General features: G+C 40.7%; 11 protein-coding genes. 3 read left to right on the top strand and 8 right to left on the bottom strand.

From position 1 onward, the window contains the following. Positions 1-6: 6 nt before the first annotated feature. The 3 genes from MMP72_RS11930 to MMP72_RS11920 form a co-directional block, all read right to left on the bottom strand. Positions 7-2415 carry an FdhF/YdeP family oxidoreductase gene (locus MMP72_RS11930; protein WP_241317555.1) on the bottom strand — a complete coding sequence of 803 codons (2409 nt, stop codon included), beginning with the start codon at positions 2413-2415 and terminating at the stop codon, positions 7-9. Positions 2416-2505: 90 nt separating this feature from the next. Further along, positions 2506-2664, bottom strand: coding sequence for a cbb3-type cytochrome oxidase assembly protein CcoS (gene ccoS, locus MMP72_RS11925; protein WP_241317553.1), 159 nt, complete (start codon positions 2662-2664; stop codon positions 2506-2508). 41 nt (positions 2665-2705) lie between these two features. Then, entirely contained in the window at positions 2706-3524 is an 819-nt protein-coding gene (locus MMP72_RS11920; protein ID WP_241317621.1) for a hypothetical protein, read from the bottom strand. Positions 3525-3756: 232 nt separating this feature from the next. On the opposite strand from MMP72_RS11920, the gene MMP72_RS11915 reads away from it, so the two are divergent. Next, positions 3757-5169 carry a PLP-dependent aminotransferase family protein gene (locus tag MMP72_RS11915; RefSeq protein WP_241317551.1) on the top strand — a complete coding sequence of 471 codons (1413 nt, stop codon included), beginning with the start codon at positions 3757-3759 and terminating at the stop codon, positions 5167-5169. Here MMP72_RS11915 and MMP72_RS11910 read toward each other — a convergent pair. Continuing rightward, on the bottom strand, positions 5166-6230 hold the full coding sequence (locus MMP72_RS11910) for an AraC family transcriptional regulator (protein ID WP_241317549.1): 1065 nt from the start codon (positions 6228-6230) through the stop codon (positions 5166-5168). The genes MMP72_RS11915 and MMP72_RS11910 overlap by 4 nt on opposite strands. Positions 6231-6349: 119 nt before the next feature. Between MMP72_RS11910 and MMP72_RS11905 the strand changes: the two genes are divergently transcribed. Both MMP72_RS11905 and MMP72_RS11900 read left to right on the top strand, forming a co-directional pair. Continuing rightward, positions 6350-7066 carry an enoyl-CoA hydratase/isomerase family protein gene (locus MMP72_RS11905; RefSeq protein WP_241317547.1) on the top strand — a complete coding sequence of 239 codons (717 nt, stop codon included), beginning with the start codon at positions 6350-6352 and terminating at the stop codon, positions 7064-7066. A gap of 39 nt (positions 7067-7105) precedes the next feature. After that, a complete protein-coding gene (locus tag MMP72_RS11900) occupies positions 7106-7933 on the top strand; it encodes an NAD(P)-dependent oxidoreductase (RefSeq protein ID WP_241317545.1) in 828 nt (275 codons plus the stop codon). 68 nt (positions 7934-8001) lie between these two features. On the opposite strand, the gene MMP72_RS11895 is transcribed toward MMP72_RS11900, so the two are convergent. Genes MMP72_RS11895 through MMP72_RS11880 form a run of 4 tightly spaced genes read right to left on the bottom strand, consistent with a single transcriptional unit; the run spans position 8002 to position 12954 of the window. Beyond that, positions 8002-9273, bottom strand: coding sequence for a Glu/Leu/Phe/Val dehydrogenase (locus tag MMP72_RS11895; protein WP_241317543.1), 1272 nt, complete (start codon positions 9271-9273; stop codon positions 8002-8004). A gap of 57 nt (positions 9274-9330) precedes the next feature. Next, on the bottom strand, positions 9331-10251 hold the full coding sequence (gene hutG, locus MMP72_RS11890; RefSeq protein ID WP_241317541.1) for a formimidoylglutamase: 921 nt from the start codon (positions 10249-10251) through the stop codon (positions 9331-9333). Positions 10252-10285: 34 nt separating this feature from the next. Then, complete coding sequence (gene hutI / locus MMP72_RS11885) at positions 10286-11491, bottom strand: imidazolonepropionase (RefSeq protein WP_241317539.1); 1206 nt, start codon at positions 11489-11491, stop codon at positions 10286-10288. A 50-nt stretch (positions 11492-11541) separates the two neighbouring features. After that, positions 11542-12954 (bottom strand): amino acid permease, encoded by a 1413-nt coding sequence (locus MMP72_RS11880; protein WP_241317537.1) that lies wholly within the window; start codon positions 12952-12954, stop codon positions 11542-11544. Positions 12955-12981: the final 27 nt, after the last annotated feature.

The raw sequence follows: 12981 nt of genomic DNA, 5'->3' as shown, positions 1-12981 counted from the left end.
AATAAATTATGCACCGCTAACTCTTTCATTGGCATGTTCTGGATCGACCTCAACTGCCAAATTGAAATGTTCTGGTGCTTGCCCTGCATGTAGAATCACTGGAACACTTTTAGATGCAGGAATCTTGGCATATTTGTCATGACTGCCCAACGCCACCAGTGGATTAGTTTCAGGATAATAGGCAGCCAGACTTCCTCGCGGAATGTTATATGGCACGATACGAAAACTGTGCACAATCCGCTTCACACCATCTGAGAATACACTTTCAATATTCACCCATTGATCGGCTTCGAACCCTGCTTCATCAATATCGACTTGATTCATAAACAGTACCCGCCGCTGCCCATACACACCTCGATAACGATCATCTAAACCATATAAAGTTGTGTTGTACTGGTCATGTGAACGTGTGGTCATCAAGGTATAAACTTGTTGTTCACTATAGGCTGCTGCATATTGATTTTCTTTGTCTTCATAAACTTCTGCCAATGGCGTAATCATAAATTGAGCTTTAGCGCTTGGCGTATTCCAAACATGTTGATTGGCGGGATGTTCTAAATGAAAACCACTCGGTTGATAAACGCGTTGATTAAAATCATGAAATTCGTCAAACACATCTGCAATCGAATCTCGGATGCGATCATAGCTGTCGATATACCATTTCCATTTCACTTTACTGTTAGGCAAAGTTGCTTCAGCCATTCGAGCTACAATATCGGGTTCAGATAATATATTCTCCGAGATTGGAGGATTACGTCCTGCCGAAAGATGGACATTGCTCATTGAGTCTTCCACTGAAATGGCCTGTGCACCATGAAGCTGTATATCCACTTCAGTACGCCCAAGACAAGGTAAAATCAAAGCGTCCTTACCACAAACCAAATGGCTTCGATTCATTTTAGTGGCAATATGTACTGTTAAATTACAACGTCTTAATGCTTCCTGTGTATAAGGCGTATCTGGGGTAGCAACGGCAAAATTGCCCCCTAAGCCGATAAAGACTTTTACTCTGTTTTCATACATTGCCTTAATGGTATCAACAACCCCAAAACCATGCTTTCTTGGTGACTTGATCCCAAAAACACGATCAATACTATCCAGTAATTTGGGACTTGGAATTTCATTGATCCCCATAGTGCGATCACCCTGCACATTACTATGCCCTCGAACTGGACATAACCCTGCACCCGGACGACCGATATGTCCTCTTGCCAACATCAAGTTGGCAAGCATGTGAATGTTGGCAGTGCCATGACGATGTTGGGTTATCCCCATACCCCAACAGAAAATGGCTCTTTTCGAATCAAGAAACATTCGAGCAATCGATTCTAAATGTTCAGGTGAAAGTCCTGTGTGTTTATGAATCTGAGACCATTCCGTACGATCAATTTCTTCTAGCATTTCTTCGAAGCCAATGGTATTGACCTCGATAAAACGACGATCAAATACACTGGCTTTACCCTTGGCAATGGCTTTTTTATCCCACTCCGACAAATGCTTCAGCACACCAAATAATAAAGCGTAATCACCGCCAATTTTAGGCTGGAAGTAATAACGACTGATTGGGGTACTGCCATTGGTCATCATTTCCAAAGGCGCTTGCGGATCTTGGAACCGCTCTAAACCACGCTCTTTAATCGGGTTAATCGCAATAATATTGCCGCCACGTCTAGACACTTCACGCAACGTTGCCAACATTCTTGGGTGATTAGTTCCCGGATTATGTCCAAAACTAAAAATCGCATCGGCTTGATCGAAATCATCCAAAGTGACTGTGCCTTTGCCTAAACCAATAGAATCTTTCAAACCCACACTGGTGGTTTCATGGCACATGTTGGAACAGTCTGGGAAGTTATTGGTTCCGAAACTTCTTACAAAGAGTTGATACAAAAAGGCAGCTTCATTACTGGTACGACCAGAGGTATAAAATGCAGCTTGGTCTGGATCATCTAATGCATGTAAATGTTTGGCAATCAGTTGAAATGCATCATCCCACGAAATTGGCAGGTATTTATCTAATACAGGATCATAACGCATCGGGTCAGTTAAACGACCAAGGTCTTCGAGATAAAAATCACTTTGTTCAGCCAACCAACTGACCGTATGTTGTGCAAAAAATTCGGGGGTCACGGTTTTACTGGTTGCCTCAAAGGCAACTGCTTTTGCGCCGTTTTCGCAGAAATTAAATGCATGCGCATCTTTTTTCTCAGGCCATGCACAACCCGGACAATCAAAGCCTGTTGGCTGATTAATATTGAGTAATGTGATTGAACCTTTTTTTAAAATATCTTGCCTTTTGAGGTTACGGGCAACACTTAACAATGCACCCCATCCACCAGCGGGCTGGGTATATGGCTCGATTCTCGCATAGCCATTGTTTTCTTGTTTATGAATAGGTTGCTCTGAATTATCCATTTAGCTGCCCTCATGTGAGCTATTCTTAACGTTTCGCTTAAATAGGATTAACACAAAAGTAGCTTGTTTGACTATTCACGTTTTGTCTAATTATTTTAACTTCTGTACCTCTGCGCTTTTTTGCTGCTGCGAAGGCATATAATCAGGCTGGTTGCTCACGGCAAGAAAGAAGAATACTAAAAATATACAACCTAATAAAATACTAATCCCAACCATAATATATGGGAACTTCTGTTGTTGCTGAGACATATCATCTGCTCCTAAAATCATAAATTTCAATTTTTGAAAAATTAAATCGTGGTCAATGCTCTATAACCAGTACCATTTTGAATATGGGTTTGCATGTATTCGGCATAAACCGATAATTTTTCAAAAATATGTTCTGAATAAAACATATCTTCAATTAAATGAGTCGCTTGTGTTGGACTGAACTGACCAATCCTCGAAACAAGATTGGCATTTAAAGTCGAAAACAAAGTACATATATTCTTGTGTAATTCATCTTTATTTTTGAACAATAATTTTCTGGTATTGATTAAATCATCATGGATGATGCTCTTGCTTGTATCGCAATGAATCACAACAATTTTCACTTCAAAATAATCTTGTAGGATTTGAAGTGGCTCATCATCTATAACCAAATGCGTAATCAAGAAAAGATCTGAGATATCTGTTCGACATAATGCTTTGACTAAACATCGAAAGAGAAAATCTTCTTCATCCCTCACATCATCAACCAGATCGACATACAGTCCTAAACTATGAAGCACCTCTTCAATTTTTAGACTGACACTTTTTTCTGCCTGATAATATGGATTCAAAATTGCCAACACCGATGGTGAACGTGGTGTTGTATACATCACAGCTTGATTGAGATTGGCAATAATAAATGGTGCGAATAAATAGGCCAGATTATTGTCATTAACAGTAATTTTCGCTTGAGCAATATAAGTAACTTTCTCTTTAGAAAAATCTCGCAGTACCTTTGCTCGTAACAAGGTCGCTTCAAGATTTACATATTCAAGCGCAAGCTGTTTTTGCACCGATTGCGAAGGTGCTCTATCTGTAAACAGTTGAGTTATCGCATTAAGTTCTTTCGTCACAAACATCGCCATACGTCATTCAGCCCAAATTATTGTGTTTTGAACGATGTACAATCATTGCTGATTGAACAAATTACTTAGTCCACACTGTTATTGTGAATCAGAGACCAACAGTTGAATAGCGACAGAGTTTGACTAAAAAAATATAACAGATGATTCATTCCCTTATATTCTGTTATAAAATTAAATCACCTGATGCAGTCTTCTCATCAACAGAGTAATTTGGACTCACGACCTTATGTATAAATCAGAACAGTTAGCACATAAGCTTAAACTTCTAATTGAAAATGGGTCATGGAAACCTCACACCAAATTGCCCTCTTTACGTGAGCAAGTGCAAAGATCAGGCTTCAGCCTAATGACCGTGATGAATGCTTACCAAGAATTGGAAGCACAAGGACTGATTTATTCAAAAGAAAAATCGGGTTATTTTGTGGCAGAGCAAAACAATATCCAGATTCCTCAAGCTTATTCTGTAGTTTCGTTAAATCCGAAAATTGAAATTAACTCATTAGTTTTTAAATATCTCAAGTCGATTCAATCCAAACAGGTCAGTCCTTTAGGTTCAGCTTTTCCAGACAGTCAGTTGCTCTATCCACCTAAGCTGATACAAATTATGGGGCAGCTTTCTCGAAATCGACACAGTTATGATCAAACCTCAAATCTGCCCCCGGGAAACTTAGCGCTAAGAAAACTGATTGCTCAACGCTATTGTATGCAAGGCATTCCAACTGAGGCGGATGATATTGTCATTACATCTGGTGGTTTAGATGCACTGAACCTTTCATTGCAAGCCATTACCCAACCCGGTGATTATATTTTATTGCAACAAACCATTTTCTATGGTGCTTGGCAGGCGGCTGAACGACTGGGATTGAAAGTTATTACCATTCCAGAACATCCTCAGCATGGTTTTGATATCGAAGCGTTTGAACAAGTCATCAAAAATTATCCCATCAAAGTCTGCTGGTTTATGCTGAATGCGCACAACCCAATTGGCTTTACCGTCAGCGATGACATCAAATATAAAATTGCCAAGCTTTTACATGAGCATCAGATTCATCTCATTGAAGATGATGTCTATGAAGAACTGTTTTATGGCAAGCAGAAACCCTTGCCAATGAAGTATTTTGATCAACAAAACTTGGTACTACACTGCTCCTCATTTTCCAAAACTTTGGGATCAGGTTTTCGCGTCGGTTGGGTCTATGCAGGCAAGTTCTCTGAGCATATTCAACATCTACAATTGATGAGTACCATTTCAGCCAATTCACTGATTCAGAATGCACTGGTTGAGTTTCTTTCACATCATCATTATGAAAAACATTTAAGAACACTGCGACGTGCTTTAGAGAAGAATAAAAAACAGTTTTTTCATTATCTGAAACAGCATTTACCTCAAGGCTGCAAGGTATATAACTATCCAAGTGGTTTTTTTCTCTGGATTCAACTGCCTGACAAAGTCAGTAGTATGCATATCTATGAGCAACTGATTCAACATCAAGTCGGTGTAGCCCCTAGCCCGTTATTTAATGTGCTGCCATCGCATCAGCACTTTATCCGAATGAATTGTTCCTTTGAATGGACTGAACACATTCAGCATGCTGTAGAACAATTTATTCAAGCTATTCAAAATGAAATATCAGTTTAATCAGGCTTAGAGAAGTAGTTTTTCCGATACTGACTAGGTGTTTCGCCAAAGGTTTTTTTAAAGGCACGAATAAAATTGGTGGCTTCTTCATAGCCAACTAAGCCTGCAATATCTTGAATACTATAGTGCTGTTGCTGGAGTAGTTTCTTTGCTTCATTAAATCGAACTTCAGCCAAAATTTGTAGAAACGTTGTTCCCTGTGCTTGTAAATGACGTTTAATAGTTCGTTCTGACATATTCAAACGCTGTGCAATCAATGCTAGTGTTGGATAACCATTGCTTGAGTTATAAAGCAGTTCGGATTTAATGCTTTTTTGTAGATCCCGCGTTGTTTCTTTGACCAGTTTCACTTTATCATTTTCACAATATAAAACTGCTTGCTGAAAAGCCACCTGATCGGAGTTTGGATTTTTACAGCTTAAATAGGCTTTAGGAAAACGAAAGCCATTTCTGGGCTGATTAAAATGAATTTGCATGGGGTCTAATTGAACTTTTTCATAATCCTGAGATTGTGCCCAGTCAACAAAAACGACGATATTCTCAGTCATCTGTTGCGAAAATAAAGTTAAAAAATGAATTGCGCCAAACAGTAAACTTTCAATTAAAAAATATCTAAGTTGATCCGATTGTTGTGTATTTCCAAATTTGACTGGATGCACGTCATCTAAATAAACATAAACAAAACTGGCATCGACGTGCCATGCGGGTGTGAAATTTTGAATACGGGTACAAAAATACTGCTGGCAAAGGCTTAAAGCACTTTCAACATCGGCACAACTTAAGAAAGCAAAGCCTAATGCTCCATGTGAGGTTAGTCGTAATTTAAAACCATATTCAATCCCAAGACGATAATTTTCAGTTAATCGTAAGGCATTGACCACTAACTTAGACCATTGATGTGCACTCATCTTGGCATCGGCCTGTTTCATTTCAGCAGCGACAAGTCCTGTATCCTGCAAAACTGTTTGTGCATCAATGCCATATTCATGGGTAATTTCTAGCAACAAATTCGCATAAGAAACCGAAATCGTTTCTTGAAACAACCCAAAGGGATCACGCATGGCACATCCAATGTCCTAAAATGATCATCAATATGGCATAGTCTCACCTATTGAGCGAGGGTTTTATCCGAAATAATAAGTCCAACATTTATGGATATAACAAACGAGGAATCACTTAAATGGCGACAATGAAGCTCGATAAACAGCAATCCATTTACGTGCTCACATTGACCAATGGTGATCAGGAAAATGCTCTAAATCAAGATGTATTAAATGAATATATCGCCATTTTTGATGAAATTGAATATGACAAAAACAATGCAAGTCTCATCATCCAAAGCGACCATGCAAAAACCTTTTGTAATGGATTAGACCTTGGCTGGTTGATGCAACAGTCACTTGAAGATAAAAAAACATTTACTACGCAACTTGAGAATATGTTGCTACGTTTGGCCTTGCTGAATTTACCTGTAATTGCAGCAGTCAATGGCAATGCCTATGCAGGTGGTGCCATCCTTGCCGCTGCATGTGATTTTCGATTTATGAGAGCAGACAAAGGACGTTTTTGTTTTCCCGAAGTCCATCTCACAATTCCATTTACAGATAGCATTGCTGAAATCGTGCAATTACTTCCGAACCAACATGCGACATGGGAAATGTCTTTGACAGCGAAAGCCCTAACAGGTGCTGAATGCTTACAGTCACAAGTTGTTCATCAAATTCATCCAATAGAATCGCTCCATGCAGAAGTCTTTAAATTCGCGGAGGAAATGTCGCAGAAGCATCGCATGACTTATGCTGTGATCAAACGTCAGCTACGCAGCCGTATCGTGCACATCGCAAAAGAACGTCAACTTTATCATCCTGAAAAATATGCACATGCATTCATAATGTAATTCAACATTTTTATAACAAATCGAATTAAGGAAATATCCATGAATACAATGCAAGGAAGAACTGTTTTTATCACAGGTGGCAGTCGAGGTATTGGTAGAGCCATTGCCTTAAAAGCAGCTCAAGCAGGCGCAAACGTTGTGATTGCAGCCAAAACTGCTGTTGAAACAACTAAATTAACAGGCACCATCTATAGCGTGGCCGAAGAAATTGAAGCTACTGGCGGTAAAGCCTTGCCCTTGATTCTCGATGTTCGGGATGAGCAACAGATCCATACGGCGATTCAACAAGCAGCTAAGCACTTTGGGGGAATTGATGTTCTGATCAACAATGCAGGTGCCATTGCCCTAACAGGTGTCGAATCAACCTCATTAAAGCAATATGACCTGATTCAAAGCATTAACCACCGCGCAACATTCATTTGCGCACAAGCAGCACTCCCTTTTCTCAAACAAGCCGCCAATCCACATATTTTAAGTTTATCTCCGCCTGTAAATATGTCACCTCAATGGCTCGGGATGCTTTCCCCTTATGCCTTGTCTAAATATGGCATGACTATTTTGACCTTAGGAATGGCTGAGGAATTTCGTCAATATGGAATTTCTTGTAATACGTTATGGCCTGAAACTTATATTGCGACAGCAGCAGTTTCTAAAAACTTAGGTGAAGACAATACCCAGCAGGTCAGTCGTAATCCTGAGATTATGGCTGATGCAGCCTATGCAATCTATACAACAGCCAAAGGAGAGCTAACAGGACACAGCCTGACGGATGAGCAAGCTTTAGCGAGAATCGGAATCATTGATTTTGAACAATATGCTTGTATTACTGGCAATACCAATCTACAAAAAGATTTTTTCTTGGATTAATAAACTAACACATAAAAAACGACCTTAAAGCATTCACTCTAAGGTCGTTGTAATAACAACAAATAAAATTAACCTGGGAAAATCCCGCGTTCCATACGTGCTTTCAAAATACGCTCACAACCCAAAATAAAAGCAGCAGTTCTGAGGCTACACGCTTTTTCGTTGGCGGTATGCCATACATCGTTGATCGCTTGAATCATCAGCTTATCTAGTCTTTGATTAATTTCATCTTCAGACCAGAAATAACTCGCCATATCTTGAACCCATTCAAAATAACTCACGGTTACACCGCCTGCGTTACAAATCACGTCTGGCACAATGGTTACGCCACGTTTGATCAACATGTCATCTGCGTCAGGATAAGTTGGACCGTTTGCACCTTCGAGCACCAATTTTGCTGTGATTTTTTCAGCACGTTCAACGGTGATTTGCCCTTCCAATGCTGCTGGAACTAAAATATCCATATCAACAGACCAGAAATCTTCATCACTAATCGCTTGTGCGCCTGCAAAGCCACCCACACCTTGGTTTTTCTCAAAATAAACTTTTAAGTCTTCTAAGTTAATTCCTTCAGGATTGTAAATAGTCCCTGTGTGATCCTGAATCGTCACGATTTTCGATCCTGATTCAACAAACAAGTAAGCCGCTTCGCTACCCACGTTACCAAAGCCTTGTACGGCAATTTTTGCGCCGTCTAAGGGTAGTTTAATCTTGTCTGCAACTTGTTGACCAGTGATAAAGACCCCACGACCTGTGGCTTTAACACGACCCAATGAACCACCTAAATGTACAGGTTTACCTGTCACCACACCTGTTACAGTATGACCTTGACCCGATGAATAGGTATCCATGATCCACCCCATGACATTGGCATTGGTGCCTACATCAGGTGCTGGAATATCTTTTTGTGGCCCAATGATATGACTGATCTCACTGGTATAACGACGTGTTAAACGCTCTAACTCACGAGGAGAAAGTTTACGCGGATCTACACGCACACCACCTTTTGCACCACCGAATGGAAGATTCAATACCGCAGTTTTAATGGTCATCCACGCTGAAAGTGCCATTACTTCATTTAAATCCACATCTGGATGGTAGCGAATACCACCCTTACCCGGTCCACGTGATAGGTTGTGTTGAACACGGTAGCCTTCAAAGTGTTGGATTGTACCGTCATCCATCACAATCGGCACATCCACAATCAAAGCACGTTTAGGGCGCTTGAGTGTATCGATATAATCTGCTAAATGCTCTAGATAAGGAGCAACACGATCAATTTGTTCGAGATAAGTTGACCATGGACCGTTATTTTGAGAGATATAAGATAAATTAGACATTGTCTATCCTCATATAATTAAAAAATTGATGGACCGACGACTTACGCAGTCAATCCATCAATCGAATATGTAATTAAAAATAATATATGCAGCTAGTTTGGATGTTCGATTATCCAAATCAAACCGTGGATTACATTCAGCCACATCAAAAACACGGATTTTCCCTGTTTCCTTAATGGCTTGGAACAGCGGATCAAAGATTGATAAATCAATTCCTTTCACTGCTGGTGCGCTCACACCTGGAGCAATGCTGGCACTGAATACATCCAGATCTACTGTAATGTATAAGTGGTCAACTTTTTCGATAAAACCGTTAATTTTCGCAATCAAATGATCAATTTTTGAAGGTTGTAATTGCTGATCGTATATATATTCGCAATTTAAGCGATCTGCTGTTTCAAACAGCACCTTGGTATTGGAATGTTTAGCAACACCTATGCACAAATAATGAAATTCTTGCTGATGTTGTTCTGATAATTTTGCTGCATTTAAAAATGGCGTACCAGAACTGACACGCTCTGCTTCACGCAAATCGAAATGTGCATCAAAGTTAATAATGCCGATTTTAGAATTCGGTTGATGCTTTTGGATATAGTGAAATAAACCAGAAAAACTACCAAAAGCAACCTCATGGCCACCACCTAAAACAATGGGCTTCATGCCTTGTTGCAAACCTCTTTCCACTTGTTCAGCCAGTTCAGCCTGTGCTTTTTCTAATTTTCCATGATCACAAACTACTGTACCAACATCCGCAATCATCACAGGCTGATGCACAGGTAAATTTGCCAATTGAGCACGAATCATATCAGGCGCATCTGCTGAACCTAAGCGGCCTTTATTACGTTTCACACCTTCATCAGAACTAAAACCAATCAAGGCAAAAGTAGCGTGTTGGCTGGTATTGACCACTTGATGGATGCGTAAATGTCCGTCACCCTCACCGTCTTGTCGTCCTTGCCACGTAAATGAATGATTCATAATTCATATCACTCTTTAAAAATTGGTTTTGATGCTAAAAAACGATTTCGTTGCCATGTTGAACAATCCGCTTCGGCAAATCTCCACCGAGCCAATAAACAATCTCGGAAGGATGCTCAATATCCCAAGCAATAAAATCGGCAACTTTGCCTTGCTCTAAACTGCCGTGCGTGTCCTGTAGACCAAGTGCATGAGCCGCATGAATGGTGACACCCGCCAGCGCTTGTTCAGGCGTTAAACGAAATAAGGTACTGCCCATATTCAGCATCAAACGCAAAGACAATGCAGGTGAAGTCCCCGGATTTAAATCACTGGACAATGCGATACGCACCCCATGTTTATGCAAGCTATCTACGGGTGGAAGCTGCGTTTCTCTTAAGAAATAAAATGCACCCGGCAATAACACCGCAACAGTGCCAGCCCCTGCCATTGCCTTCACATCATCCTCAGTTATAAATTCCAAGTGATCTGCTGATAATGCATGGTAACGTGCCGCAAGACTTGATCCACCAAGCGAAGAAAGCTGTTCCGCGTGTAATTTGATTGGTAAATTTAAAGATTGGGCTGTTTTAAACACCCGTTCAACTTGCGCAGGTGAAAATGCTAAATACTCACAAAAAGCATCCACGGCATCCACCAAACCCTCTTCATGTAGTCTGGGCAGCATCTCATTACAGATATACTCGATATACGCATCACTTTGATCTTGATATTCAGGTGGCAACGCATGTGCTGCTAAACAAGTACTTTTCACAGTCATCGGTAATATTTGCGCAACTTGACGAATCACACGCAGCATTTTCCGTTCATTGGCATAATCCAAACCATAACCCGACTTGATTTCAATCGTGGTCACACCATCTTTCAACATGCAGCGAATACGTTTCAGTGCCGATGCAAGTAGTTGTTCTTCACTTGCCTCTCGTGTTGCGCGCACTGTACTTGCTATGCCACCACCACTTGCTGCAATTTCAGCATAACTGACACCTTGCAAACGCTGTTCAAACTCGATACTACGATTGCCCCCAAACACACTATGGGTATGACAATCAATCAAGCCCGGTGTCACCCATGCGCCGTTGAGATCAATGGTTTCAACATAATCATCAATCGGTACATCTTTTTCTATGCCGATCCAATGAATATGCTGCCCAAGCGTCACCATAGCAGCATTTTCGATACTGGAATATTGTCCATGTTGCATGGTGGCAATATGGCAGTTTTTCCAAAGCTTTTTCATGCATATATCCTCAAAAAGCCCAAGCATCAGATGCTTAGGCTATTTCGTATTTAGCGTTCCATTTCTATATTCTGTGGCAGACTATCGTCTACTTGTACAGTGTTTGGTTTAGGTTTCACCCAGATGCTGTAAGCAATCCAAAGTAGAATCAACCATGAGATTCCCACATAGATCGCAGGTCGTGAGTTAGGGAAATACCCCATCATGACTAAAATAAACACCATAAACACGATGGCAAATGCAGGTGCATACGGCCAGCCAATCACAGGGAAGTCGAGTGCTTTAATTTCTTCGGTAGAAAGCTTACGGCGCATCGCCATTTGAGACAGCAAGATCATTAACCAGACCCAAACCGTTGCAAATGTTGCGATTGAAGCAATGATCAGGAATACATTTTCTGGAATCAGATAGTTCAGTAGCACACCGATCAATAACACCCCTGCCATCACCACAACTGTCATCCAAGGCACACCATTACGAGATAATTTTTGGAAGACTTGTGGCGCTTGTCCTTTGTCCGCCATGCCATAAAGCATACGTCCAGCACCAAACACATCACTATTAATGGCAGAAACAGCAGCAGTAATCACCACAATATTTAAAATGGTTGCGGCAGAGCCAATACCAAGATTTTCAAAAATTTGTACAAATGGACTGCCTTGGCTGCCAATTTGATTCCAAGGGAAAATCGACATCAATACAAAGATCGTGAGCACATAAAACAATAAGATACGCACAGGAACGGCATTAATGGCTTTCGGAATCGAGGTCTTTGGATCTTTAGATTCACCCGCAGTAATACCAATAATTTCGATACCACCAAAGGCAAATACCACCACCGATAAACAAGCAACTAAACCAGCAATACCATTAGGCATAAAGCCTTCATGTATCCATAGGTTTTGGATGCCTGTGGTAAAACCACTGTTATCCGCTTGAAAGCCATACAACATGAGTCCTAGACCACCGATAATCATGGCAATAATCGCGGTAACTTTAACAATAGATAGCCAAAACTCTAATTCACCAAAAACCTTTACGTGAATTAAGTTGATTGCCCCTAAGAACATAATCAGTGACAAAATCCAAATCCACCGTGGCACATCGGGATACCAAAATCCCATGTAAATGCCGAATGCCGTCACGTCAGCAAGCGCGACAATGATCATCTCAAAAACATAGGTCCAACCTGTGGTAAAACCGGCAAATGGACCAATATACTGCGTCGCATAATGGCTAAATGAACCCGATACTGGATTCTTCACAGCCATTTCACCTAATGCCCGCATCACGATATAGATTGCAATCCCTGCAACGATATAGGCGAGTATGACTGAGGGGCCTGCCATACTAATGGCAGTTGCAGAACCGTAAAAAAGTCCCGTTCCAATCGCTGATCCCAACGCTAAGAAACGGATATGACGGGTGTTTAATCCCCGCTGTAATGTGGAGTGTTGTGACATTATAATCTCCAATCCTTGAGTAAATTT

The sequence above is a fragment of the Acinetobacter sp. NIPH 2699 genome (assembly GCF_022549355.1).
GTDB lineage: Bacteria > Pseudomonadota > Gammaproteobacteria > Pseudomonadales > Moraxellaceae > Acinetobacter.
This window is presented reverse-complemented; position numbering and strand designations above follow the sequence as displayed.

Bases quoted from the DNA above. Each gene is read 5' to 3' on its own strand.
- MMP72_RS11930 (WP_241317555.1), bottom strand. From the start codon at position 2,415: ATGGATAATTCAGAGCAACCTATTCATAAACAAGAAAACAATGGCTAT.
- ccoS (WP_241317553.1), bottom strand. From the start codon at position 2,664: ATGTCTCAGCAACAACAGAAGTTCCCATATATTATGGTTGGGATTAGT.
- MMP72_RS11920 (WP_241317621.1), bottom strand. From the start codon at position 3,524: ATGTTTGTGACGAAAGAACTTAATGCGATAACTCAACTGTTTACAGAT.
- MMP72_RS11915 (WP_241317551.1), top strand. From the start codon at position 3,757: ATGTATAAATCAGAACAGTTAGCACATAAGCTTAAACTTCTAATTGAA.
- MMP72_RS11910 (WP_241317549.1), bottom strand. From the start codon at position 6,230: ATGCGTGATCCCTTTGGGTTGTTTCAAGAAACGATTTCGGTTTCTTAT.
- MMP72_RS11905 (WP_241317547.1), top strand. From the start codon at position 6,350: ATGGCGACAATGAAGCTCGATAAACAGCAATCCATTTACGTGCTCACA.
- MMP72_RS11900 (WP_241317545.1), top strand. From the start codon at position 7,106: ATGAATACAATGCAAGGAAGAACTGTTTTTATCACAGGTGGCAGTCGA.
- MMP72_RS11895 (WP_241317543.1), bottom strand. From the start codon at position 9,273: ATGTCTAATTTATCTTATATCTCTCAAAATAACGGTCCATGGTCAACT.
- hutG (WP_241317541.1), bottom strand. From the start codon at position 10,251: ATGAATCATTCATTTACGTGGCAAGGACGACAAGACGGTGAGGGTGAC.
- hutI (WP_241317539.1), bottom strand. From the start codon at position 11,491: ATGAAAAAGCTTTGGAAAAACTGCCATATTGCCACCATGCAACATGGA.
- MMP72_RS11880 (WP_241317537.1), bottom strand. From the start codon at position 12,954: ATGTCACAACACTCCACATTACAGCGGGGATTAAACACCCGTCATATC.